This is a genomic window from Kitasatospora sp. NPDC022785, from assembly GCF_055561295.1.
On sequence record NZ_JBVHHB010000017.1, the window covers coordinates 40,178 to 63,218 of the forward strand.

A 23,041-nucleotide genomic window follows, 5' to 3' on the forward strand; every position below is an offset into this window, starting at 1 on the left:
TGTTCGGCGGCGACGGCTCGCCCGCTACCATTCGCCGCATCAGAAACGTACATCCGTACGATGAGCTGGGCCGGTCGGCGGGGCGGAGCCCCTCCTCCGGCGCGCGGAACCGACGACGAAGGGGGCAACAGGGATGCCGGATGGCGGAAACGGCGGCTCGGGCGGGGTCAGCGTCAACACCGGGGTGCTGCGCAAGTCCGCGGGGCACTGCAGGGAGATATCGCCGGCCGTCCAAGCCGGATCGAAGCATCCGGAGGCGCCGGGCCAGCGGGCCGGCAGCATGCTGGCGCACCAGGGCTTCGAGCTCGGCGCGGCGCTCCAGGCGGCGGTCACGCGCTGGTCCAGGCAGACCGCCTCGATCCTCCAGGCGGTCGACCTCACCGGCCGCAACCTCGACGAGAGCGCCGCCGGCCACAGTGCGACCGACAACGGGATCGCGCAGCAGATGCAGGGCATGGGTTCGCAGTTCCACTGACCGCCGACGACTACGGGCGGATCGCAACACAGCACGGGGATGAGCATGCTGACATACGAACAGGTGCTGGCCGCGCCTCTCACCGAACTCAAGGAGGCGGCCGACCAGTGGTCGAACGCCGCCCGGGCCATGGGCGAGCAGCAGGGCAAGTACCGGGACCAGGTGATCGTTCCGACTCACGCCAGCTGGAGCGGCGCCGACGCGGACGCGGCGCAGACCTTCATGGCGAAGGTGTCCAAGGAGCTGTACGACGCCATGACCGAGGCGGACGCCATCCACGGCGTCCTGCTGGACGCCCACACGGCGATCTCCGCCGCCCGCAAGGAACTGCTCCGGCTGGCCGAGCAGGAGGCGCCGCGGCTGAACCTGGTGGTCGGTGCCGGCGGGAAGGCGATGCCCGCCCAGTGCCTGGCCGAGCCGGACCCGGAGCAGGACGCCCGGGACAAGAAGAACATCGAGGAGCTGGAGCGGGCCATCGTCAACGCCCGCGCGGCCGCGCACGAGGCTGACCGCGCGGCGGCCTGGGCGCTGGGGCGCAACACCGGCGCCAGCGACAAGGAGTTCAACCCGGGCGGGTACAACACGCTCGACAAGGCCGAGGCGGGGCTGGGCGAATCCCACTTCACGGACGCCTCGAACTTCATCTTCGACGAGATGAAGACCAACATCGACTCCGCGCAGGTCGCCGAGATCCGGCGGAACATGGAACAGAGCGAGAGCCCCTGGGCCATCATCAACCCGATCCCGGGCTCGGTCGCCGGGCCGCGCGCGGTGGGGCTGGCGATCTGGTACGAGCAGGTCAAGAGCGGTGGTCCGTGGGACCACAAGCCGATCCTGGAGAAGCGCTACGACCTCCAGTCGGCGAACGACTTCTACTTCAAGGTGCCCGACCGGGATGTGGAGGTCTCGTACGACATCTACTCCAACATCCACTACGGGTACGTCGGGAGGTCGGCCGGGATCAGCCGGGTGGAGCTCGTCGAGGCCGCCAACGCCGGTACCGGCGGCACCGGCACCAACGACCCGGGTGACGACATGTCGATGAAGATCGGCATGGACCTCTACGAGAAGTACGGCCCGAACATGACGAAGGAGCAGATGGACGCGGCGGTGCTGCAGCTGATCGACGACATGGAGGCCAAGCGGCGGGCCGGTGACACGAGCATCACCCAGGTCCGCCCGGCCCGGTAGCAGGCCGGGGAGGCCGATGCGCGTCCGGCTCGGGGCGGGGTGCCTCGCCCGGGTCCTGACGCCGCGGCCCTCGTCGGTGGTGCCCCGGTCGCCCCGGACCGGGGCCCGGGCACCACCGGAGTCGCTCAGCCCGCCGGGGCTGTCGCCTCGGCGGCTGTGCGGCAGGCGTGGAGCAGTTGCTCGTCGTCGTGGATGACGTGGCTGCTGCCGAAGCCGGCGTTGTGGCGGCGGGTGGCGGCCAGTTCGGCGTGGACGAGTGGCAGGGCGGGCGCGGCGGCCGCGCCCATCACGGTGAGGCAGCCGGCGGCGGTGGCGCGGGTGTGCGGGTTCTCCGTCCAGGCGGCGGTGAGGACGGGGAGGACGGCGCCGGCGTCGGCGGTGGTGTGCCAGAGGGCGGTGGCGCCGTCGACCCGGACCCAGACCTCACCGTCGGCGAGCATGGCGCGCAGGGCCGGGGCGGCCTCGGCGGCGGCCGGGCCGATCGGGGCGAGGGCCCTGGCGGCGGCGCGGCGGACCCACGGGCTCGGGTCGCCGGCCTTGGCGAGGAGCAGCGGCAGGACGGCGCCGGAGTCGCCGGTGGCGGCCCAGAGGGCAGCGGCGGCGGGCAGGGCGTGCGGCGAGCCGGGATCGGCGAGCACTGTGCGCAGTGCGGGGGCCGCCTCGGCGGCGGCCGGGCCGAGCCGGGCGAGGGCGCGCAGGGCGGAGTCGGTCAGCGGGCCCGCGGGGGCGGCGCGCAGCACGCGCAGGACGGCGGGGACGGCGTCGGCGCCACCGGTCGCGCCGAGGGCGGTGAGGAGTGGATCGACCTGGTCGAGATGCGGTGGGCGCTCCAGTGGCAGGGCGGCGAGGCGCTCGCGCAGCGGGCCGGCGAGCGGAGCGGCGGCGGGGCCGAGTTCGGCGACGAGGAAGCCGAGGTCGTGCGGGAGGGCCGGCCGGTCGAGGGCGGCGGCCAGCGCCGGGAGGGCGCGCGGGTCGCCGAGCCGGGTGAGGGTCCGGAGCAGGTGGTGCGGGTTGGGCAGGTCGTCGGAGCGGGTGTCGGACCAGGGGTCCTCGGCCGTGGCGAGGCAGTCGGCGACGGCGTCGGCCGCGGGGGCGGCGAGGCGGAAGAGGTCCGGCAGGACGGCGGCGGCGGCCTTGCCGACGGTCCGGTCCGGGTCGGCGAGCCGGCGGCCCAGCAGGGCGGCCAGCTCACCGAAGGGGCCGCGCACCTCGCGGAACAGCAGGCCGGTCTGCCGGATGCCTCCGCGTCGCAGCGCCGGGTCTGCGGCGGTCAGCTGCTCGGTGCAGAGCGCCACCCGGTCGGTGAGGCGGTCGCCGAGGGCGCGGTGGATGATCTGCAGGGCGGCGTCGGCCGACCGGCCGGCCTGGCCGACGGGGATGTGGCGGAGCAGTCGGGCGGTGGCCGCAGCGGTGTCGGCGGGCAGGGGGCCGGGGGCGCGGGCGGCGAGCCGGGCGGAGGCGGTGAGGCGCAGGGCGGCGGGCTGATTCCCGTCCCCGGCCAGGGTGGTGAGCCAGGCGGTGGCTGGCGCGGCGAGCTCGGGGAAGCGGTCGGCCAGGGTGGCGGCGGCGGTGGCGAGGGCGGTCCGGGCCTCGGCCCCGGGTTCGTGCGGCAGCCGCCCGCGCAGCAGCGCGAGGGTGGCGGGGCCGTCGGCGTGCAGGAGGGCGAGCGCGGTGGCCGCGGCGCAGCGCACGTCCGGATCGGGGTCGGTGAGCAGGGGGGTGAAGGCGTCGGCGCGCGCGGCCACGGCGGCCCGGCCCTGGGCCAGGGTGAGCCGCCAGACGGACCCCTCCGTGCTCTCCTCCTCGCCGGCCGGGTAGTGGCGGACGGCCTCGCCGATGCTGGTGAGCAGCTCGACCACCGGCCCGCGGTCCGGCCGGGCCCGGTCGGCGATCAACTCGAAGAGGAAGGGCACGCAGTTGAGCGTGGAGTCGTAGATGTCGTACTGGGGGTGGACGGCGTCGTGCAGGTCGTCGAGGGCCGCCTCACGCTCGCCGGGGTGGTCGGAGGCGAGGCCGAGCAGCATCCCGGGCACGTCGTCGGCCGGGCCGTAGGCGTGGTGGAGGGCCGCCCAGTCGATGTCGTGCAGGGTGTCGAACATGCCCGTCCTCCCGGTGGTCCTGTGCACGGCCCACTCTGCACCACCCCGCTGACAGTCCGGCCCGGGCCTTTCTCGACGAGGGGCCCGGGCCGGCCGCACGGACGGGGTGTCAGCCGGTGAAGCCGGCGGTGACGGAGGTGAACTGCCAGTCGTTCTGGGCGATGCCGGAGCAGGTCTCCTGCTGGCCGCCGCCCGGGCAGCCGCGGTCGCGGTTGACCGACCAGAAGGCGAGGCGGGCGATGTGGTGGCTGTCGGCCCAGTCGCGGATCGCGGTCCAGTTCTGGACGGTGGTGGTCTCTCCGGTGTCGCTGAGGCCGTTCATGCCGGAGATTCCGACGTGTGCGTAGGCGGTGGCGTCGTCCCACCCGAAGGTGGACTTCAGCTTCGTCTTCAGGCCCTCGGCGGCGCTGACGGTGGCGGCGTACATGTCGGTGGAGGCGTTGCCGAAGTCGAACGGCATGACGGTGAAGACGTCGACGTCCGCGCCGAGCGCCCTGGCCTGCTCGATCAGCCGGTTGCCGTAGGAGGTCGGGCCACTGGTGTCGGTGCCGAAGGTCAGGATGGTGCGCAGACCGGGGTTGTTCTGCTTGACGATCTTGAGCGCGCCGAGGATGCGGTCCTGGACGGCGGTGTTCTCGAACTCGTCGGTGTTCTCGATGTCGACGTCGATCGCCTTCAGGCCGTAGGCGTCGATGACCTTCTGGTAGGCGGCGGCGAGGTCGGCGGTGGTCGCGCAGTTGGGGCCGAGCTTGTTGCCGCTCCAGCCGCCGATGGACGGGACGATGTCGCCGCCGGCCGCGCGGACTGCGTTGACGGTGGCCTGGTCCACGCCGTTCAGCAGCGGGCGCTCGCCGTCCCAGGTGGGGTTGCAGCCGTTCTGGGCGAGGACGAAGGCCAGGGTGAACCACTTGACGCCGGTGGCGTTCATGACGGTGGTGGCGGCGGGCGGGTTGCCCCAGCCGTTGTAGAGGTAGGGCGCGGCCTGCTTGAAGCCGGTGGGAGTACCGCCGCCGGTGTCGGTGGTGACGGCGAGTGCGCCGGAGGCGGCCGAGGTGTTGCCCGCCGCGTCGCGGGCCTTGACGGTGAAGGTGTAGGCGGTGGCCGCGGTGAGGCCGCTGACGGTGGCGGTCGTCCCGGTGGCGGTGGTGACCTTCGTGGCGCCCTGGTAGACGTCGTAGCCGGTGACGCCGACGTTGTCGGTGGCGGCGTCCCAGGCGAGGCCGACCGTGGTGGCCGACTTGCCGGTGGAGCGCAGGTTGCCGGGGGTGGTGGGAGCCTGGGTGTCGGTGGGGGTGCCGCCGCCCCCGGGCCCGTCCAGGCTGAGGTCGTCGGCGTAGTAGGTGCCCTGCCCGTACCAGCCGTTGAGGTAGACCTCGGCGCTGGTCTGGGTGGCGCCGGTGGTGAAGGAGACGCTCAGCTTCGTGTAGTCGGCGGCGGAGGTCCAGGTGGAGCCGCCGCCGGTGACGCCGAGGTAGACGTAGCTGCCGCGAACCCAGCCGGAGAGTGTGTAGGCGGTGTTGGGCTGGACGGCGACGGTCTGGGTGCACTTGGCGTTGTCGCTCGCACCGGCCGCGCCGGCCAGGGCCTTGGTCCCGCCGTGCACGGGGGCGGCGACGACGGAGCCGAGCCCGCCGGAGCAGGACCAGCCGGACAGGGTGCCGGTCTCGAAGCCGGGGTTGGCGAGCTGGTTCGCCGCATGGGCGACGGTCGGCGCGGTGAACGCGGCGGCCGCCGCGAGCAGGACGGCCGCTCCGGCGGCGGGAATTCTGGTGCGCTTGTGCACCGGTGACCTCCAGTGGGGGTGTGGGGGCGGAGGTGCGGGGAGAAGCCCAAAATGGACTGGACCAATTCACGGTGTCAAGTACCGTCCGGCGGGCGGACGGTGAACGGACGGGGTCGGCCGCTCCTCGCCCGGGAGAGCTTTCGGGCACCACCCCGCGACATTGCGGGACGACCGGGGAAAACGGGGTGGAGCCGAGCGGGCCGCCGGACTAGGTTGAGGGAGCCCGCCGTCCGCGCCACCACCGACACCCGGGTGGCGGCCGGCGCCACCCTCGCGCCCGACCCGTTCAGCCGTTTCCACCCGATGATGCAGAGGATCAGATGACCGACCAGTACGACGAGTTGCTCCCCACCACCCGCCGCGCCCTGCTGCACCGGATCGCGGTGGCCCAGACCGAGGGGCGTACGCCCTCGCTGGTCGCCGCGGTGGTCCGGGACGGCCGGCCGGTCTGGAGCGGTACCCGCAGCATGATCGACGACCACGCCCCCACCACCGACGTGCAGTACCGGATCGGCTCGCTCACCAAGACGTTCGTCGCCGTCCTGGTGCTCCGACTGCGCGACGAGGGCCTGCTCGACCTCGCCGACCCGGTCGGGCGCCATCTGCCCGGGAGCCCGGCCGACGGTGCCACCGTCGGCCGGCTGCTGGCGCACTCGGCCGGCCTCGCCTCCGAGACGCCCGGGCCCTGGTGGGAGCGGACCGACGGCGCGCTGCGCCCCGCCCTCGGCGACGTCCTGGAGAACGAGCGCCCGCAGAAGCACCCGGCCGGGCAGCGCTTCCACTACTCCAACCCCGGCTACGCCCTGCTCGGCGCGCTGGTCGAGCGGCTGCGCGGCGAGCCCTGGGGCGAGGTACTGCGCCGCGAGATCCTCGAACCGCTCGGCATGGACCGCACCACCCTGCTCCCCCAGCACCCCCACGCCGGCGGCTTCGCCGTCCACCCCTGGGCGGACGTCATGCTGCCGGAGCCGCTCACCGACACCGGCCTGATGGCTCCGGCCGGGCAGCTCTGGTCGACCGTCGCCGACCTCACCCGCTGGGCCGCCTTCCTGGCCGGCGGCGACGACAAGGTGCTGTCCGCCGACACCCTCGCCGAGATGCGCCGGCCCGCCACCGGCCCGGACAGTGCCGACTGGTCCGGCGGCTACGGACTGGGCCTCCAGCTGATGCGCCACGACGGCCGGGTGCTCTTCGGGCACACCGGCTCGATGCCGGGCTTCACCGCCGGCCTCTGGGTCAGCGAGGCGGACGGCCTGGCGGCCGTCGCGCTCTCCAACGCCACCAGCGGCGCCAACACCCCGCTGGTCGCGGCGGACCTCATCGCGCTCACCGCCGAGCACGAGCCCCGGCTGCCCGAGCCCTGGCGCCCGCTGCCCTCCGTCGACGAGGACCTGCTCGCGCTCACCGGCCCCTGGTACTGGGGCGCCGCCCCGCACTCCGTACGGCTCAGGGCCGACCGTCTGCTGGAGCTGGCCTCCCTCGCCGGCAGCTCGCGCAGCTCCCGGTTCCGCGCCGAGGCCGACGGCACCTGGACGGGCCTGGACAACTACTACGCGGGCGAGACGCTGCGGGTGGTGCGGGCCGCCGACGGTTCGGTCAGCCACCTGGACGTCGGCTCCTTCGTCCTCACCCGCGAGCCCTACGGCCCGGCCGGCGCCGTGCCGGGCGGGGTCGACCCGCAGGGGTGGCAGGCCTTCTGAGACACCGCTGCCCGGCACACCGGGGCCGGGGCCCGGGCGGACACCGCTGCCCGGCACGCCGGGGCCGGGGCCGGGGCGGGCCCCGGCCCGCGGTTTCCACCCCGTGGAGCGGAGCATGCGGCGACGTCCGAGCGCCCGGCAGGTGGCCGAAAGGCGCCGGGTGCCCCCATTCAGCAGGTGCACATCTGCGCTCCGCCGAACCGCAACGTGGACGCCAGCCGGCTCGGAAAAACATACGGATACCGGCCCGCAGGCGACGACCGCGCGGGCCGGGCAGGTGCCACGGCGATCCGTGGCCGCCGTCGTCCGTGCTGCCCTGGAGGGTCTGCCATGACCACCGTCCCCACATACGCTCCGCCCGCAGTCGCCCCCGGCCACCTCATCGGCCACCCCGGCGTGGTGCCCACCCCGCGTCAGACCCGTCCGACCGGCGCCCGGCCGACCACCGCCCGGCCCGCCCCCGTCGAGGCACCCGCCTACACCGTCTCGCTGGCCCGCGACGAGGACGACGTGCGCGCCGCCCAGCGGCTGCGCCACCAGGTGTTCGCCGCCGAACTCGGCGCCGTGCTGCACAGCCCGGTGCCCGGCCTGGACGTCGACCCGTTCGACGAGTACTGCGACCACCTGCTGGTGCGCGAGGGCGAGGACGGCCCGGTGGTCGGCACCTACCGGCTGCTGCGTCCCGAGGCCGCGCGACGGGCCGGGCGGCTCTACTCCGACGGCGAGTTCGACCTCTCCGCCCTCGCCCCGCTCCGCGACGGACTGGTGGAGCTGGGCCGTTCCTGCATCGACCCGCGTCACCGGGGCAACGGCGCCGTGATCAACCTGATGTGGGGCGGCATCGCCCGCTACCTCGCCGAGACCGGCAACACCTGGGTCGGCGGCTGCTGCTCGATCCCGCTGGACGACGGCGGCGCCACCGCGGCCCGGGTCTGGGACACCGTCAGCGCCAAGTACCTGGCACCCGAGCAGTACCGGGTCGCCCCGCACCGGCCGTGGGACGCGACCGGCCTGCCGCGCGCCGAGCGGGCCGCTCTGCCGCCGCTGCTCCGCGGCTATCTGCGGCTGGGAGCCTGGGTCTGCGGCGCACCCGCGCACGACCCCGACTTCGCCACCGCCGACCTGTACGTGCTGCTGTCGCTGGAGCGCACCGACCCGCGCTACCTGCGGCACTTCCTCGCCGGGCTGGCCGGACCGACCAGCCCGGCCCCTTCCGGCGCCGCAGCCTCCCCGGGCGCAACCGCTTCCCCGGACCCGTCCGGCGCCGCAACCGCCGCTCCCGTCGCAACCGCCGTCGGTGCCCCTGCCGCTGCCACCGCCACGACCGAATGAGCGTCTGGCTGCCCACGGCCCCCTGCACGCCGGCGAGCTGCCTGACCGAACCGGCCCCGGTGGTGGCGCTCCCCCGGCGGGTGATGCGGCTGGCCGCTTTCCTGCCCGTGCTGGTGGCGGGCATCGCGCTCATCCCGCCGGTGCGCGCCCTCCCCGCGGGGGTGCGCGACCGGCTGGTCCGGCTCTGGGCGCGCACCCTGCTCGGCGCGCTCGGGGTGACCGTCCGGCTCGCGCCGCCCCCGGCCGCCGACGGCGGCGTCCTGGTGGTGGCCAACCACGTGTCCTGGCTGGACATCCCGCTGATCGCGGCCGGGCGCCCCGGCCGTTCCGTCGCCAAGGCCGAGGTGGCGAAGTGGCCCGTCCTCGGACGGCTGCTCTCCTCGGGCGGCACCGTCCTCGTGGAACGGGACCGGCTGCGTGCCCTGCCGGCCGCGGTCGATGCCGTCGCCGGGGTACTCCGGGCAGGCCGGCCGGTGGTCGTCTTCCCGGAGGGGTCGACCTGGTGCGGGCGGGAGAGCGGCCGGTTCCGCCCGGCCTTCTTCGAGGCCGCGGTGCGGTCCGGCGCTCCCGTCCAGCCGGTGACGATCCGCTACCGGCTGGCGGACGGGCGGCCGACCAGCGCGCCCGCCTTCGTCGGCGATGACGACCTGGTCACCTCGCTCGCCCGGGTGGTCGCGGTGCGGGGGCTGGTGGCGGAGGTGACGTTTCTGCCACCGATCCCGGCGCCGTTGGCCCCGATCGGGCCGCACGGGCCGGAGCGGTGGCGGGCCCGGCGTGACCTGGCCCTGGCCGCCCAGGCCGCGGTGGAGACGGCCGGGCGGTGACCGTCTGCCGGTGGACGGTCACCGGCAGACGGTCCCTGGTCTGCGGTCGCCGGCGGGCGCGCACTTGCAGGCGCTCAGGGGCGGGCACTCGCCGGCGGGCGCGCACTTGCAGGCGCTCAGGGGCGGGCACTCACCGGCGGGCGCGCACTTGCAGGCACTCAGGGGCGGGCACTCGCCGGGCGAGTCGGCGCCGGCCCAGCAGTGCGGGCGGAGGCGGCACCGGCCGGTGACTGCCGGTCCAGGCCGCCGGCCCCGGTCGGCGGCCCGGACCGGGAGCCCCGCCGGAGCAGGACGGCGACCAGGACGGCGGTGGCCGCCAGCCCGGCCGAGCCGCAGCGCACGGCGAGGTGCACGCCGTCGACGAACGCGCCGTCCACCGCTGCCTGGACCGGCCCCGGCAGCGCCGCCCCGGAGCCGCCGCGCCCGCCGCCCGCACCGGCCAGGGCGTCGGCGGCCCGCCCGACCGTGTCCGGCGCCACGCCCAGCCGCTCCAGCGAGCCGGTGAGGCTACCGGTCATGCGGTGGGTCAGGACTGCGCCGAGGGCGGCGACGCCGATCACACCGCCGAGCTCGCGCAGGGTGTTGACGGTCGCCGAGGCCATCCCCGTCCGGGCCGGGTCGACCCGCTGGAGGACGGCGATGGAGACGGGCGTGAACGTCAGCCCCATCCCCAGGCCCATGGCGAAGAGCGTCCACACGTACTCCGGGTAACGCGCGTGCTCGCCGTAGAGGGAGAGCCCGCCGAGTCCCACGGCGCAGAGCAGCAGGCCCAGGACGAGCGGCAGCCCCGGGCCGTGACGGCCGGTCAGCCGCCCCGCGACCGGGGCGCCGGCGACGATCACCGCCGCCATCGGCAGGCCCGCGTACCCGGCGTCGGTCGGGGCCCACCTCAGCACGCCCTGCATCAGCAGCGGCAGGAAGAACATCGCCCCGAACATCCCGAAGCTCACCATGAACCCACTGAGCAGGGCCCCGCCGAGGACGCCGTCGCGGAACGGCCCGAGGTCCAGCATGGGTTCGGCCAGGCGGCGTTCGAGCAGGAGGAAGGCAGCCAGCAGCAGGGCGGCCGCCACCGCACAGCCGAGCACCCGGCTGTCCGTCCAGCCCCGGGACGGGCCCGCGATCAGCGCGTAGACGAGAGCGCCGAGGCCGGTCGCGGAGAGCGCCAGGCCCCCGAGGTCGATGCGCCGATCCCGCCGGGCGATGGCCGGCAGCACCCGGCTCGCCAGGACCAGCCCCACCACCCCGATCGGCACGTTGATCCAGAAGACGCTGGCCCAGCCCAGGTGGTCGACCATCGGCCCGCCGATCACCGGCCCGACCGAGAGGCCGAGTGCGGAGACGGCCGACCAGAGGCCGACAGCCCGGGCCCGCTCGCGCTCGTCGGTGAACACATGCCGCAGGATCGCCAGGCTGCCCGGGGTGAGCAGGGCCGCGCCGACGCCCTGGAGCATCCGGGCCGCGACCAGCACGTCCGTCGTCCCGGCGAGCGCGGCGACCGCCGACCCGGCCGTGAACAGCGCGAGCCCGAGCCGGAACACCCGGGTACGGCCGTAGCGGTCGCCGAGCGCGCCGCCGGTGAGCAGCAGCGCGGCGTAGACCAGGCTGTACCCCTCGACCACCCACTGAAGGCCGCTGATCCCGGCGTCCAGGTCGCGCCCGATCCGGGGCAGCGCGATGTTGACGATGACGTTGTCCAGCATGGACATGAACATGGTGACGCACAGTGTCGCCAGTGCGAGCCGCTTGCGCAGGGCGCTCGACTCCCCCATGGGTACTCCTCCATCCTCCAGGCCCCTAACACCGTTAGGGGCCGACCGGCACGGACAGAGTGCCCCTAACAGTGTTAGATTGCAAGCGGGATTTCCGCGGCGCGGGAGTCCGGCGAGACGCGGGGCCGGACAGGCCGAGCCCGCGAATCCACGGGAGGCGAGCGGAGGCCCATGCCGGCGGACGACGACAGCGGCACCCAGCCCGCACTGACCAGGGACGCCCTCGCCGCGGCGGCCCTGCGGGTGCTGGAGCGGGACGGCCTGGCGGGCCTGTCCATGCGCAAGGTCGCGGCCGAGGTCGGCGTGAAGGCGGCCTCGCTGTACTGGCACGTCCGCAACAAGGACGAGCTGCTCGACCTCCTCAACGACGCGATCATGGCCGACGCCGTCGCACCGCCTCGCGAGGGCGACTGGCGCACCCAGTTCCTGGAGTACGGCCGCCGCTACCGCCGCCTACTGCTGGACAAGCGCGACGCCGCCAAGGTGGTCGCCGGGCGGCTCGCCCCCGGCCCGCACCTGCTGAGGCTCATGGAGGAGCAGCTGGACCGGCTGCGCGAGGCCGGGTTCTCCGACGCCGACGCCGCCATGACCACCTATCTGCTGGGCGCCTACGTCCAGGGCTTCGTCCTCCAGGAGCAGTCGCCGATCTCCGCCGACGAGACCAGGGGCGCGAGCCGCGGCGAGATCGTCGCAGCCGCCGGCGACCGCTTCCGCGCACTGCCGCCCGAGGAGTTCCCCAACCTCGTCGCCCTGGCCGGCGACCTCACCGAGCCGGTGATGGACACCCGGTTCGACTTCGGACTGGAACGCATCGTCGACGGGCTCGCCGCACTGCTTCCGCCGGAGAAACGCTGACACTGCAGCGCACTTGACGATCCGTCGGACGCCGCGGTCCCGGCGGGGGCCTGCTCGCCCCGCCGCCTCACCACCGGGATCAACGGCGTCGACGGCCACCGCGGCGGGCGGGTAACCTCACCACTCCCCGTCCGTCCGCCCAGGAGGTGCTCCGCATGCCCGAGTTCTATCCGCACAGCGAGCCGTACGCGCAGGGGTGGCTGGACGTCGGCGACGGCCAACAGATCCACTGGGAGGCCTCCGGCAACCCGCAGGGCAAGCCCGCGCTGACGGTGCACGGCGGCCCCGGGTCGGGGCTGCGCACGGGCAACCGGAAGTACTTCGACCCGGAGCGCTACCACCTGGTCCACTTCTCCCAGCGCGGTTGCGGGCAGAGCCGGCCGCACGCCGCCGACCCGACCACCAGCCTGGAGCACAACACCACGGCCCACCTGATCGCCGACATGGAGCGGCTGCGCGAACACCTCGGCATCGAGCAGTGGCTGCTCTACGGCGGGTCGTGGGGGTCCACCCTGATCCTCGCCTACGCGCAGGCCCACCCTGAGCGGGTTTCCGAGATCGTGATCTGCGGGGTCACCATGACCCGCCCCGAGGAGACCGACTGGCTGTACCGCGGTGCCGCCCGGCTGATCCCCGGCCCCTGGGAGGCTTTCCGGGACGCGCTGCCGCCCGCCGACCGGGACGGCGACCTGGTGGCGGCGTACAGCCGGCTGCTGAACAGCCCGGACGAGGCCGTCCGGCGCAAGGCCGCACGCGACTGGGCCACCTGGGAGGACGCGGTGATCGCGCACGAGGTTCTCGGAGCGCCGAACGCCTACACCGACCGGCCGGACGACGCACTGATGGCCTTCACCCGGATCACCGCGCACTACTTCTCCCACCACGCCTTCCTGGAGGACGGCCAACTCCTGCGCGACGCCGGGCGGCTGGCGGGCATCCCGGGTGCGCTGATCCACGGGGCGCTGGACCTCGGCGCGCCGCTGGAGAGCGCCTGGACGCTGGCCAAGGCCTGGCCGGACGCGGAGCTGACGGTCGTCCAGGACTCCGGGCACACCGGCAGCCCGGCCATGGGCGAGGCGGTCTTCGCGGCCATCGAACGGTTCGCCGGGCCGGCTCCGGAGCACAAGCCCCGACACGAGTAGTGACGAGTCATCAACGGTCCGCACCGGGGGGTGACAGCCCGGGTGCGGACCCCGACACTGGAGGGAGAACCTCCACTTCCACAGGTCGGCCGGTGCCGGCCGGTACCGGCCGCGGAGAGGGCAGGCCGGCCATGAGCACGCCGTCCGCCAGGCTCCCGATCATCTACGTCCGGGGTTACGCCGGGGGCACCTCGGGGATCGAGAAGGCCGTCACGGATCCGTTCTACGGATTCAACGAAGGCTCGACGCACATCCGCGTCGGGCGCGAAGACTCCCCCGTCTTCTACCAGTTCGAGAGTCCCTTACTGCGGTTGCACCTCGACGAGGGCTACCACATCTTCGTCGAGGGCGGTCAGGGGACGTACCTGGAGACCCACGACGACATCCCGCCGGACAGCATCTGGATCCACCGCTTCTACGACCTCTGCTCCGGCACCTGGGGCGCCAAGCCCCAGCAGTTCGACCTGGAGTCCGCCGCCGCCGACCTGCTGGCCCTGATCGAGAAGCTGCAGGCCAGGACGGGCGCGCCGCGCGTCAACCTGGTCGCCCACTCGATGGGCGGCCTGATCTGCCGCTGCCTCCTGCAGAAGACCATCCCGGACCTGCGCCCGGGCCGCCGGGCCGCCGACTACGTGGCCAAGCTCTTCACCTACGGCACGCCGCACGGCGGGATCACCTTCGACGTCGGCTTCGGCGTCCCGGAGGCGCTGCGCGACACCCTCAACGTCAACGGCGCGGACATCTTCGGCCCGGACCGGATGTACCGGTACCTGACGCCGACGGCCCGGCTCGACCCGGACGGGCCGCCGGACGGCTGGCGGGCCGTCGACATGCCGGACGACGACGGCACCGGGCCGGCGGAGGACGCCGCCGGCGCGTTCCCCCTGGATCGGGTGTTCTGCCTGGTGGGCACCGACCCGACCGACTACGACGTGGCCCACGGGATCTCGGCGGCGACGGTCGGACCGCGCAGCGACGGGCTCGTACAGATCACCAACGCCCAGGTCACCGGCGCCCAGCAGGCCTTCGTCCACCGCAGCCACAGCGGGCGCTACGGGCTGGTCAACTCCGAGGAGGGCTACCAGAACCTGCGCCGCTTCCTCTTCGGCGACCTCCGGGTCCGTGCCGACCTGGTCGGGATGGAGCTGCCGACCGACGACCCCGACGTGACGTGGCAGGCCGAGGTCGCCCTCTCGGTACGCGGGCTGCCGGTGACGATGCATGAGCGGGTCGCACCGCACTGGTGCCCGATCCAGCTCTCCGACCCGGCGGAGAACGGTCACGGCGGTGGCGGTGACGGTGGCAGTGCCGATGGCGACGGGGACGGCCACGGCGGCGGGGGCGCGGGGAACGGCGCCGTCCGGCTGGCGACCGCCTTCCTCTCCAGCGCCCTGCCGCGACCCGATGCGACCGGACCGCTGCGCTACGCGCTCGACCTGCGGGTGTTCTCCCTGCGCGAGCACCACGGCTTCTTCGGCTTCGGCGACCACCTCGAACGGACCGCCGACTTCTCCGACAGCCTGATCGTCGACGTGGACGCCTCGAGGCCGCGCCCGGCCGCCTGGGCCCACTGGAACTCCCGGATCGCCGGAGCGATCAAGGACCTCCAGCCCGAGGACACCCCGCTCCCCGACGACGACCCGGCCGCCGACTCCTGGGTGGGCCACGTCGACCTCCCGACGACCGCCGCCCCACTCCTCGGCCCGCACGCCGCCGTCCGCCTCTCGGTGAGCCCATGGAACTAGCTAGGCCGTGTCTCATAATTGATCTTGCGGTGGGCCGAGGAGAGATAACGGATGCTGCGTGGGCTCGGATAGAGCCATTGCTGCCGCAGCGGGACGGGGCCGGGCGTCCTTGGCGTGATCACCCCCAGGTGTTGAAGGGGGTGCTGTGGCGGCTGCGCACCGGTGCCCCCTGGCGTGATCTGCCCGAACGCTACGGCCCGTGGCAGACCGTCTACCGGCGCTTCGCCCAGTAGCGGAAGGACGGCACCTGGGCCGCGCTCCTGTGTGAGGTCCAGGTCCGCAACGACGCGGTGGGGATGATGGAGTGGACGGTCTCGATCGACTCCACCGTCCCCAGGGCCCACCAGCACGCCGCCGGCGCCGCAAAGAGGGGATCAGCCCGAGGACGAATCGGATGATCCGGCAGCAGTTGCGCGTCGCGAGGCGCTCGGCCGATCCCGGGGCGGGGTGACCACCAAGATCCAGCGGATCTTGTCGTGGCGGGCGATGGCCTGCACCGCGCGGTGCGGGCCATCGCCGACAGGTCCGGCCGTCAGGGGTGTGGCTGCCCACCCCGCCCGCTCCCGTCGGCCGGCGCGGGCGCCTCCGAGGCCAGCAGCACCCGGCGCAGCAGGTCGGAGAGGAGACGCCGCTCCTCGGGTGCCAGGACTCCGAGCAGTCGGTGTTCCTCGCGTCCGACCACGTCCAGCGCCTCCTGCCAGGCCGCCCGGCCTGCCTCGGTCAGCTCGACGTCGACGCGGCGGCGGTCCTCGGTGGACGGGGTGCGGACGACGAACCCCCGGCGTTCCAGGGCTTCGAGACGGCCGGTCACCGAGGCCGGAGCCAGGTTGAGATCGGCCCGCAGCTCGGAGGGGACGGCGCGGCCGCCACGACCGGCCAGCTCGTGGAGCGTGTCGAACTCGTGCTTCTGCAGGCCGTAGTCGGCGACGCCCTGTTCACGCACCCGGCGCAGGTGGCGGGAGAGCTTGTTCATCCGGGTGACGGCGCCCTCGATGTCCGGGTCGAGGTGCGGCAGGACCGACTGCCAGCGCTCGACGTGGCCGTCGGTCCAGTCGCGCGGCTCGTCGAACCGTCGTTCGGGGTGCTCCATGGATCGAGTCTAGGCGTCGGCGGCCACCGCCAATATTTCGTTGCCGAAATTTCGGCGCCGAAATATAGTCCCCGTCGTGACGCATCCACTCGGGCTCCGCGACTTCCGCCTGCTCTTCGCCGGCCGGGCCATCTCCACCCTCGGCGACGCCGTCGTCCCGGCCGCACTGGCCATCGCCATCACCCGGGCCACCGGCTCCTCCGGCGCGCTGGCGCTAGTACTCGGCTGTGCGATGGTGCCCCGGCTCCTCCTGCTCCCCCTGGGCGGGGTGGTCGGCGACCGGTTCAATCCCCGGGTGGTGGCGCTGCTGACCGACCTCGTGCGAGCCGCCGCGCAACTGTCCGTCGGTGTCGAGCTGATCGGCGCCGAACCGCGGCTGCTCCACATCGCCGTGGCCGAGGCGATCGGCGGGACGGCCTCCGCGTTCGCCATGCCCACCGCCTCCCCGCTGGTCGCGGCCACCGTCCAGGGACCACTGCGGATGCGGGCCAACGCCCTGCTGGCGTCCGTCACCAGCGCCGCCCGCCTCGGCGGGCCCGCGCTGGCGGGCCTGCTCGTGTACACGGCGGGCGCGGGCTGGGCGTTCGTGCTGGACGGGGCTTCCTTCGCGGTCAGCGCCGCCCTGCTGACGCGGATCACCGTCCGGCACAACCCCGCCGATCGCCGCCCGTTCCTCGCCGACCTGACCGAAGGCTGGACCGAACTCCGTTCACGGACCTGGTACTGGACCAGCCTCGTCGCCCACGGCGCGTGGAACGGCGCCAACACGGTGCTGCTCACCCTCGGCCCGCTGATCGCCGCCCGCGAGCTGGGCGGGGACGGCGTCTGGATCGCGATGACCCAGGCCGGGGCGATCGGCGTGCTCGCCGGATCGCTGATCGCCGGCCGGGTGCGCCCGGGCCGCCCGGTCCTGGTCGCCAACCTCGGTCTCGCCCTCTACGCGCTGCCGCTGCTCGCCCTCGCCACCACCGCCCCGGCTCCGCTCACCGTCGCCGCGTACGCCGTGGCGATGGCCGGGCTCGGCTTCCTCAACCCGGTCTGGCAGACGGTGGTGCAGCAGGAGTTCCCCGAACAGGTGCTGGCCCGGGTCACCTCCTACGACTGGCTGCTCTCGTTGGCCGCCGCACCGCTCGGTTACACGCTCGCGCCACTGGCCGCGGACGCCTGGGGCAGCACCGGGCCGCTGCTGGTCACGGCCGCCCTGGTCGCCGTCGCCTGCGCAGGCACGGCGGCGGTGCCGGGCGTACGGAGGATCGGACGGACGGCGCCGGACGGGCCCAAGGAGGCGAGCGGGCCTGCCGGTTCGGACGAACAGAGCGAGCGCACCGAGACCGCCCAGGCCCGCCCCTGACCCGGTTCCAGCGGTCTTCCGGTCCTACCGAGGCACCTACGATACAAACATGATCGCCTATGCCCCAGCAGCCCTCTTCTTCGTCCTGTGCGGGATCGGGGTCCTGCGCGACCGTCGCCAGTTCAGCAATGCCGTCCTGCTCGGCATCGCCGTGTCCTTCCTCGCCCTCGCGCTGCTCGCCGAACTACGCAAGGCGCCCACGCTGGTGGCCGAACTGGCGGCGGTCGCGATCATCCTGCTGCCGGCGATCGGCACGCTCGCGCTGATCGGCTTTCTGATAGCCAACGGCCTGACCGTGATCCGGAAGGAGGGCCTCCGGCCCGCCAACCTGCTCTCCCTGCTCGCGGGCCTCGGCATCCTCGCGGTGCTCGTCCTGCTCGCCGCGGCGCTGTTCACCCGCTCCTACCGGCTCGGCATCCTCGCGGGAACAGCCGTGCTGGTGGTCGGATACGTCGCCTTCCTGTTCGTCTGCTTCGTCGGCTACGCCTTCCTGTACGGCCGTCACCGGCCGCGCCGGGACGTGGACTTCGTCGTGGTTCTCGGCTCCGGCCTGATCGGCGGCGACCGGGTGCCGCCACTGCTGGCCAGCCGGCTCAACCGTGGTCGCGACGTCTTCGAGAAGCAGGCCGCGCGCGGCAACCCGCCGATACTGATCACCTCCGGCGGGCAGGGGCCGGACGAGAAGCTCCCGGAGTCCCACGCGATGGCCGACTACCTCGTCGGGCGCGGGTTCCCGGCGGAGCGGATCGAGCGCGAGGACCGCTCCCGCACCACCGAGGAGAACCTGCTGTTCAGCAAGGCGATCATGGAACAGGCCAAGCCCGACTACCGCTGTGTGATCGTCACCAACAACTTCCACGCCTTCCGGGCCGCGCTGATGGCCCGCAAGACGGGCGTCAACGGGCAGGTGTTCGGCTCGCCGACGGCCGCGTACTACTGGCCCAGCGCGACCATCCGCGAGTTCGCCGCGGTGTTCCTCGCGCACAAGCTGATCAACTTCGGCATCTGCGGCGTTCTCGCGCTCTGCGGACTGCTCGCCGCGCTCTGACACCGGCAGCCCTGCCGCCTCACCTCCCTTGGTTCGTTCGTTCGCTCCGGGCCCCGGCCGCTTCGACGGCCGGGGGCCCGGTGTCTCGGGCCGTGGGCGCCCGCCACGGTCACGACGCGGGTGCGTCGAGCCCGGTGCTCCGGGCAGCCGGACGTGCGGTCAGGATCGCGTGGTCGATGGTCCCGTGCGCGTGCAGCCAAAACGCAGCGGTGCCCGCGGCCACGACCACGCCATGGCGGTACCGGCCATGACGGGCCGCCCGAGGCCGGGGGACCGTCACATACCTCCCGCCGGCCGGACACGCCACGCTGCACGGCATCCCACCCGAACTCCTCCCCCACCCCGGAGTCCTCCATGGCTGTGCTGCCCACCACTGGTACGTCCACCCCGTTCACCCCGTCGACCCCGTCCACCCCGTCCGCGGCCTCCACCGACGCTCCGCCACGGCGCGGCGGGCGGTTCGCGCTCTGCACGGCCGCCGCGGCGCTGGCGGCGGGCGCGCTCGCGGCCACCACCGTGCCCGCGGCGGCGGGCCCTGCCGTCGCTCCGGTCACCGGCGTCACCGGCGTCACCGCCGTCACCGGCGTCTCCGCGGCCAATGCGGCTACCGCGGTCACCGTGGCCGATGCCGCACCGGGCGGGACGTACCAGCAGGTCACAGGCTTCGGTGCCAACCCGGGCAACCTCGCCATGTACGCGTACGCGCCCGCGGGTCTGCCCGCCGGTGCGCCGCTGGTGGTCGCGCTGCACGGCTGTGTGCAGACCGCCGACGACTACTACCGCAACTCCGGCTGGACCAAGTTCGCCGACCTCTACGGCTTCGCCGTGGTGTTCCCGCAGACCGGCTCCGCCAACAACAGCCTGTCCTGCTTCAGCTGGTTCGACGCGAACAAGGACAGCCGGGGCACCGGCGAGGCCGAGTCGGTGGTCGAGATGGTCTCCAAGGCCGAGTCGATGTACGGCTCGGACAGCCGCCGGGTGTTCGTCACGGGCCTTTCGGCGGGCGGCGGAATGGCGGCCGACCTGCTGGCCGACTACCCCGACGTGTTCGCCGGCGGTGCGATCGACTCCGGCCTGCCCGCCCACTGCGCCACCGCCCAGAGCGCCGCGTCCGGCTGCCAGAACAACGACCAGCGGCTCACCCCCGCCCAGTGGGGCGACAAGGTCCGCCGGGCGTACCCGGGTTACACCGGGCCGTGGCCGAGGGTCGCGATCTGGCAGGGCAGCGCCGACACCACCGTGAAGCCGGTCAACGCGACCGAGCTGCGGGACCAGTGGACGAACGTGTGGGGCATCGGCCAGACCGCGTCCGCCACCCGGAGCCTGCCGGGCGGCACCACCCAGTCCCTCTACAACGACGCCGGCGGCCGGCCCGCCGTGGCGCTCTACTCGGTCGCGGGGATGGGCCACGGGCTCGCGGTCAGCCCGGGCTCCGGCGCCGACCAGTGCGGAGCCACCGGCAGCTACTTCCTCAACACGATCTGCTCCGGCTACTACACCGCACAGTTCTGGGGTCTGGACGGCGGTGGCGGCCCCACCGACCCCTCGCTGCCCGCACCCACCGGACTGACCGCGACCGCCACCGGTGCGGACACCGTCTCGCTCGCCTGGCAGGCCGTCACCGGCGCCGCCGGGTACGCGGTGTACCGCGACGGTATCCGCGTGGCGGGCCCGTCCGGCGCGTCGTACACCGACACCGGATTGAGCGCCGGGACGGCGTACGCCTACACCGTGGCGGCCGTCGACACGGCGGGCGCCGAGGGTGCCCGCTCGGCGGCGGTGACGGCGACCACGGGCGGCGGCGCGCCGCAGTGCTTCACGGACAACAACTACAACCAGGTGAAGGCCGGGCGGGCGACGCAGAGCGGCGGCCTCGCCTACGCGCTCGGCTCCGGGCAGGGCATGGGGCTCTGGAACACCTTCATCACCCACACCCTCAAGCAGACCGGCCCGGGCTGGTTCGTCCTCGCCGACGGGCAGTGCTGACGTACCGGCAGAAGGCGTCGCGGCCGGTCGGCCCGGCCGGCCGCCACAGGCCGCACAGCTGAGGCGCCTCATCCGCTCGCCTCCCCGGGGCGCAGGCCGGCGAAGAGGTCGGCCTCGGGGAGCGCCGTGCGCACCACGCTGCGCGCGAGGTGGTAGTCCTCCGTCGGCCAGACCTGGCGCTCGATGTCGCGCGAGTGCGCCATGAAGCCGGCACCGGGCTCGATCTGGGTGGCGTGCGCGAGCAGCGCGGCGTCCCGGACGGCGAACTGCTCGGCGCACGCGATCCGCGTGGTGGTGGCGAGCGCGGGCGGGGTGTCAGGCCAGTCGGCGAGCAGCTCGCCCATGGCCGAGGCGACGCCGTGCGCCGTCATGGCGTCGTGCAGGGTCTGGAACCAGGCCCGGGAGAGCGCCAGGTGGTAGTAGAGCTTGGCCGGCTGCCAGGGCTCGCCCGCCTCGGGGTACCGGTCCGGGTCGGGGGCCGCCTCGAAGGCCTCGACGGTGACCTGGTGCGTCATCACATGGTCGGGGTGCGGGTAGCCGCCGGTCTCGTCGTAGGTGATGACGACGTGCGGGCGGAACTCGCGGATCAGGGCGACCAGCGGTGCCGCGGCGGTCTCGACCGGCTGGAGGGCGAAGCAGCCCTCGGGGAGCGGCTCCTCCGGGCCGGGCATGCCCGAGTCGGTGAAGCCGAGGAACCGCTGGTCGACCCCGAGGATCTCGCGGGCGGCCGCCATCTCCTCTCGCCGGATCCGGGTGAGGTCGGCCCGGACCTCGGGGCGGTCGAGCGCCGGGTTGAGGACGGATCCGCGCTCGCCGCCGGTGCAGGTCGCGACCACGACCTCCACACCGTCGGCGGCGTACCGGGCGAGGGTGGCGGCGCCCTTGCTCGACTCGTCGTCGGGGTGGGCGTGCACGGTGAGCAGGCGGAGTCCTGGGTGCTTGGTGAACATGCGTGGTCCTTCTCTCGGATCTCGGTGGTCGGTGGTCGGTGGATGGTCGGGATCCGCCCGCCGTGTCTCGACGGCCGGTGTTTCGGTGCCGGGTGTTTCGGTGCCGGGTGTTTCGGTGCCGGGTGATTCGGCGCCGGGTGATTCGGCGCCGGGTGATTCGGCGCCGGGTGATTCGGCGCCGGGTGATTCGGCGATCGGTTGATCAGCGGAGCCGGTCAGTGCTGCTTGCGGCCGGCCGGATAGAGCAGGGCGGGTGCGATCGCGAGGGCGGAGAGGCCGAGCACCCACCAGAAGGTGGAGCCGAAGGCGGCGGCTTGGTGCGCCGGTTGCTCGGCCTGCGCGTGCTGGAGGACGAGCGTGAGGACCGCGGTGCCGAGCGCGCCGCCCACCCGGTTCAGCACGTTGACCGCACCGGCGGCCGCGGGGACCTGGGCCCGCTCCACGCTGCCGTACACCGCCGCCATCCCGGGGATGACGATGATGCCCATGCCGGCGCCGCGCAGGGCCAGCGAGGCCGCCAGCAGCCCGTCGGCGGGGCCGGAGCCGGCGCCGAGCCGGGTGAAGGCGAGCGTGCCGAGCAGCGAGCAGGCGATGCCGACGAGGATCAGCGGGCGCGGGGCCATCCGGTCGGCGATCCGGCCGGCCAGCACTGAGGTGACGGCCGTGCCGACCGCCTGCGGCGCCAGCAGCAGCCCCGCCTCGACGGCTCCGCGGTGCTCGACCTGCTGGTAGTAGAGCGGCACCAGGAACATCGAGCTGTACAGCGCGGCGCCCTGGAGGAAGGAGTTGGCGGTGGCCACCGCGAAGCCGCGCCGGGCGAACAGCCGCAGGTCGATCAGCGGCAGCCGGCCCTCGCCTGGAGTGCGGAGCGCGTGCACGCCGTACCCCAGCAGCAGTGCGGCCCCGATCCCGACGGCCGCCCCGCTCGCCCCGCCCCCGGCGTCGCCGATCGTGGCGAGCCCGTAGACCAGCGCCGTCAGGCCCGGTGACAGCAGGGCGAGCCCGAGGGCGTCCAGCCGGGGCCGCGGCTCCGGGTATCGCACGTCGGCCGGGATCAGGCGGGCGGCGAGCAGCAGGGTGGCCAGGCCGACCGGGACGTTGAGCAGGAACATCCACCGCCAGTCCAGTTGCTCCAGGACGAGGCCGCCGAGGACCGGCCCGAAGACCGGGGCCAGGCTGATCGGGAGCATCAGCACGCCCATGACCCGGCCGATCCGGGACGGGCCGGCCGCCTGCACCATGATCGTCTGCCCGAGGGGCTGGATCATGCCGCCGCCGATCCCCTGCAGCACCCGGAAGGCGATCAGGCTGCCCGTCGACCAGGCCAGCCCGCAGAGGGCGGAGCCGGCGACGAAGAGCGCGACCGAGACCAGCCACGTCCGGCGGGCGCCGAAACGCCCGGCGGCCCAGCCGGAGAGCGGCATGACGAGCGCTATGGCCAGGAGGTAGCCGGTGGACACCCACTGGACGGCCGTCATCGAGCTGTGCAGGTCGCGGGCGACGGAGTCGATCCCGACGTTGACGATCGTCGTGTCGAGCAGCGCCAGCACCGGCCCCAGCGCGAGGACGGCCCCCATCCTCATCAGGCCGGGTGGCAGCGGCTCGTGCCCGCTCCCCCGTTGCCGGGCATGCTCTGCGCTTCGCCCGGCACGCTCCACGTGTCGCCCGGCCCGTGCCGCGCCCGATGTGTGTGACGTG

At 73.9% G+C, this 23,041-nt stretch carries 17 protein-coding genes and 1 pseudogene; 12 read left to right on the plus strand and 6 right to left on the minus strand.

The genetic code is table 11. From position 1 onward, the window contains the following. The first annotated feature begins 133 nt into the window (after nucleotides 1–133). Both ACZ3YO_RS24500 and ACZ3YO_RS24505 read left to right on the plus strand, forming a co-directional pair. Nucleotides 134–475, plus strand: a complete 342-nt coding sequence (locus tag ACZ3YO_RS24500) for a hypothetical protein (protein WP_465572898.1) — start codon at nucleotides 134–136, stop codon at nucleotides 473–475. 39 nt (nucleotides 476–514) lie between these two features. Next, nucleotides 515–1,666 carry a polymorphic toxin type 44 domain-containing protein gene (locus tag ACZ3YO_RS24505; protein WP_465572901.1) on the plus strand — a complete coding sequence of 384 codons (1,152 nt, stop codon included), beginning with the start codon at nucleotides 515–517 and terminating at the stop codon, nucleotides 1,664–1,666. A 125-nt stretch (nucleotides 1,667–1,791) separates the two neighbouring features. Here the strand turns inward: ACZ3YO_RS24505 and ACZ3YO_RS24510 are convergent, their stop codons facing one another. Further along, nucleotides 1,792–3,765 carry a HEAT repeat domain-containing protein gene (locus tag ACZ3YO_RS24510; protein WP_465572904.1) on the minus strand — a complete coding sequence of 658 codons (1,974 nt, stop codon included), beginning with the start codon at nucleotides 3,763–3,765 and terminating at the stop codon, nucleotides 1,792–1,794. A 109-nt stretch (nucleotides 3,766–3,874) separates the two neighbouring features. Then, complete coding sequence (locus tag ACZ3YO_RS24515; protein WP_465572906.1) at nucleotides 3,875–5,548, minus strand: carbohydrate binding domain-containing protein; 1,674 nt, start codon at nucleotides 5,546–5,548, stop codon at nucleotides 3,875–3,877. 320 nt (nucleotides 5,549–5,868) lie between these two features. On the opposite strand from ACZ3YO_RS24515, the gene ACZ3YO_RS24520 reads away from it, so the two are divergent. The 3 genes from ACZ3YO_RS24520 to ACZ3YO_RS24530 all read left to right on the plus strand — a co-directional run bounded on the left by ACZ3YO_RS24520 (nucleotide 5,869) and on the right by ACZ3YO_RS24530 (nucleotide 9,404). Then, nucleotides 5,869–7,248 carry a serine hydrolase domain-containing protein gene (locus ACZ3YO_RS24520; RefSeq protein WP_465572909.1) on the plus strand — a complete coding sequence of 460 codons (1,380 nt, stop codon included), beginning with the start codon at nucleotides 5,869–5,871 and terminating at the stop codon, nucleotides 7,246–7,248. A 330-nt stretch (nucleotides 7,249–7,578) separates the two neighbouring features. Next, entirely contained in the window at nucleotides 7,579–8,580 is a 1,002-nt protein-coding gene (locus ACZ3YO_RS24525) for a GNAT family N-acetyltransferase (RefSeq protein WP_465572911.1), read from the plus strand. Then, entirely contained in the window at nucleotides 8,577–9,404 is an 828-nt protein-coding gene (locus ACZ3YO_RS24530; protein WP_465572914.1) for a lysophospholipid acyltransferase family protein, read from the plus strand. The genes ACZ3YO_RS24525 and ACZ3YO_RS24530 overlap by 4 nt, the downstream gene beginning before the upstream one ends. 158 nt (nucleotides 9,405–9,562) lie before the next feature. On the opposite strand, the gene ACZ3YO_RS24535 is transcribed toward ACZ3YO_RS24530, so the two are convergent. Beyond that, entirely contained in the window at nucleotides 9,563–11,176 is a 1,614-nt protein-coding gene (locus ACZ3YO_RS24535; protein WP_465572917.1) for an MFS transporter, read from the minus strand. 171 nt (nucleotides 11,177–11,347) lie between these two features. Between ACZ3YO_RS24535 and ACZ3YO_RS24540 the strand changes: the two genes are divergently transcribed. The 4 genes and pseudogenes from ACZ3YO_RS24540 to ACZ3YO_RS24555 form a co-directional block, all read left to right on the plus strand. Next, complete coding sequence (locus ACZ3YO_RS24540; RefSeq protein WP_465572919.1) at nucleotides 11,348–12,031, plus strand: TetR/AcrR family transcriptional regulator; 684 nt, start codon at nucleotides 11,348–11,350, stop codon at nucleotides 12,029–12,031. Nucleotides 12,032–12,186: 155 nt separating this feature from the next. Then, nucleotides 12,187–13,173, plus strand: coding sequence for a prolyl aminopeptidase (pip, locus tag ACZ3YO_RS24545; RefSeq protein WP_465572922.1), 987 nt, complete (start codon nucleotides 12,187–12,189; stop codon nucleotides 13,171–13,173). A gap of 131 nt (nucleotides 13,174–13,304) precedes the next feature. Further along, nucleotides 13,305–14,918 (plus strand): lipase family alpha/beta hydrolase, encoded by a 1,614-nt coding sequence (locus tag ACZ3YO_RS24550; protein ID WP_465572924.1) that lies wholly within the window; start codon nucleotides 13,305–13,307, stop codon nucleotides 14,916–14,918. Then, nucleotides 14,909–15,380, plus strand: a pseudogene (locus ACZ3YO_RS24555) (IS5 family transposase); the annotation flags it as partial. The gene ACZ3YO_RS24550 and the pseudogene ACZ3YO_RS24555, both read left to right, overlap by 10 nt. Nucleotides 15,381–15,450: 70 nt before the next feature. On the opposite strand, the gene ACZ3YO_RS24560 reads toward ACZ3YO_RS24555, so the two are convergent. After that, nucleotides 15,451–16,008: a MarR family winged helix-turn-helix transcriptional regulator gene (locus tag ACZ3YO_RS24560; RefSeq protein ID WP_465572927.1), complete on the minus strand. Its 558-nt coding sequence runs from the start codon at nucleotides 16,006–16,008 to the stop codon at nucleotides 15,451–15,453. Between the two features lie 76 nt (nucleotides 16,009–16,084). On the opposite strand from ACZ3YO_RS24560, the gene ACZ3YO_RS24565 reads away from it, so the two are divergent. From ACZ3YO_RS24565 to ACZ3YO_RS24575, 3 genes are all read left to right on the plus strand, one after another. Then, the gene (locus ACZ3YO_RS24565; RefSeq protein WP_465572930.1) at nucleotides 16,085–17,359 is read left to right on the plus strand and encodes an MFS transporter; all 1,275 of its coding nucleotides are present in this window, start codon (nucleotides 16,085–16,087) and stop codon (nucleotides 17,357–17,359) included. 49 nt (nucleotides 17,360–17,408) lie between these two features. Further along, on the plus strand, nucleotides 17,409–18,407 hold the full coding sequence (locus ACZ3YO_RS24570) for a YdcF family protein (protein WP_465572933.1): 999 nt from the start codon (nucleotides 17,409–17,411) through the stop codon (nucleotides 18,405–18,407). A gap of 354 nt (nucleotides 18,408–18,761) precedes the next feature. Then, nucleotides 18,762–20,393 carry an extracellular catalytic domain type 1 short-chain-length polyhydroxyalkanoate depolymerase gene (locus ACZ3YO_RS24575; protein WP_465572936.1) on the plus strand — a complete coding sequence of 544 codons (1,632 nt, stop codon included), beginning with the start codon at nucleotides 18,762–18,764 and terminating at the stop codon, nucleotides 20,391–20,393. Nucleotides 20,394–20,461: 68 nt separating this feature from the next. Here ACZ3YO_RS24575 and mca read toward each other — a convergent pair whose 3' ends face one another. Beyond that, on the minus strand, nucleotides 20,462–21,343 hold the full coding sequence (gene mca / locus ACZ3YO_RS24580; protein WP_465572938.1) for a mycothiol conjugate amidase Mca: 882 nt from the start codon (nucleotides 21,341–21,343) through the stop codon (nucleotides 20,462–20,464). A 215-nt stretch (nucleotides 21,344–21,558) separates the two neighbouring features. Beyond that, the gene (locus ACZ3YO_RS24585; RefSeq protein ID WP_465572941.1) at nucleotides 21,559–22,920 is read right to left on the minus strand and encodes an MDR family MFS transporter; all 1,362 of its coding nucleotides are present in this window, start codon (nucleotides 22,918–22,920) and stop codon (nucleotides 21,559–21,561) included. Nucleotides 22,921–23,041 lie beyond the last annotated feature (121 nt).

Coding starts and splice junctions, on each gene's coding strand:
- ACZ3YO_RS24500 (WP_465572898.1), top strand. CDS start 134: ATGCCGGATGGCGGAAACGGCGGCTCGGGCGGGGTCAGCGTCAACACC.
- ACZ3YO_RS24505 (WP_465572901.1), top strand. CDS start 515: ATGAGCATGCTGACATACGAACAGGTGCTGGCCGCGCCTCTCACCGAA.
- ACZ3YO_RS24510 (WP_465572904.1), bottom strand. CDS start 3,765: ATGTTCGACACCCTGCACGACATCGACTGGGCGGCCCTCCACCACGCC.
- ACZ3YO_RS24520 (WP_465572909.1), top strand. CDS start 5,869: ATGACCGACCAGTACGACGAGTTGCTCCCCACCACCCGCCGCGCCCTG.
- ACZ3YO_RS24525 (WP_465572911.1), top strand. CDS start 7,579: ATGACCACCGTCCCCACATACGCTCCGCCCGCAGTCGCCCCCGGCCAC.
- ACZ3YO_RS24530 (WP_465572914.1), top strand. CDS start 8,577: ATGAGCGTCTGGCTGCCCACGGCCCCCTGCACGCCGGCGAGCTGCCTG.
- ACZ3YO_RS24535 (WP_465572917.1), bottom strand. CDS start 11,176: ATGGGGGAGTCGAGCGCCCTGCGCAAGCGGCTCGCACTGGCGACACTG.
- ACZ3YO_RS24540 (WP_465572919.1), top strand. CDS start 11,348: ATGCCGGCGGACGACGACAGCGGCACCCAGCCCGCACTGACCAGGGAC.
- pip (WP_465572922.1), top strand. CDS start 12,187: ATGCCCGAGTTCTATCCGCACAGCGAGCCGTACGCGCAGGGGTGGCTG.
- ACZ3YO_RS24550 (WP_465572924.1), top strand. CDS start 13,305: ATGAGCACGCCGTCCGCCAGGCTCCCGATCATCTACGTCCGGGGTTAC.
- ACZ3YO_RS24560 (WP_465572927.1), bottom strand. CDS start 16,008: ATGGAGCACCCCGAACGACGGTTCGACGAGCCGCGCGACTGGACCGAC.
- ACZ3YO_RS24570 (WP_465572933.1), top strand. CDS start 17,409: ATGATCGCCTATGCCCCAGCAGCCCTCTTCTTCGTCCTGTGCGGGATC.
- ACZ3YO_RS24575 (WP_465572936.1), top strand. CDS start 18,762: ATGGCTGTGCTGCCCACCACTGGTACGTCCACCCCGTTCACCCCGTCG.
- mca (WP_465572938.1), bottom strand. CDS start 21,343: ATGTTCACCAAGCACCCAGGACTCCGCCTGCTCACCGTGCACGCCCAC.
- ACZ3YO_RS24585 (WP_465572941.1), bottom strand. CDS start 22,920: ATGGGGGCCGTCCTCGCGCTGGGGCCGGTGCTGGCGCTGCTCGACACG.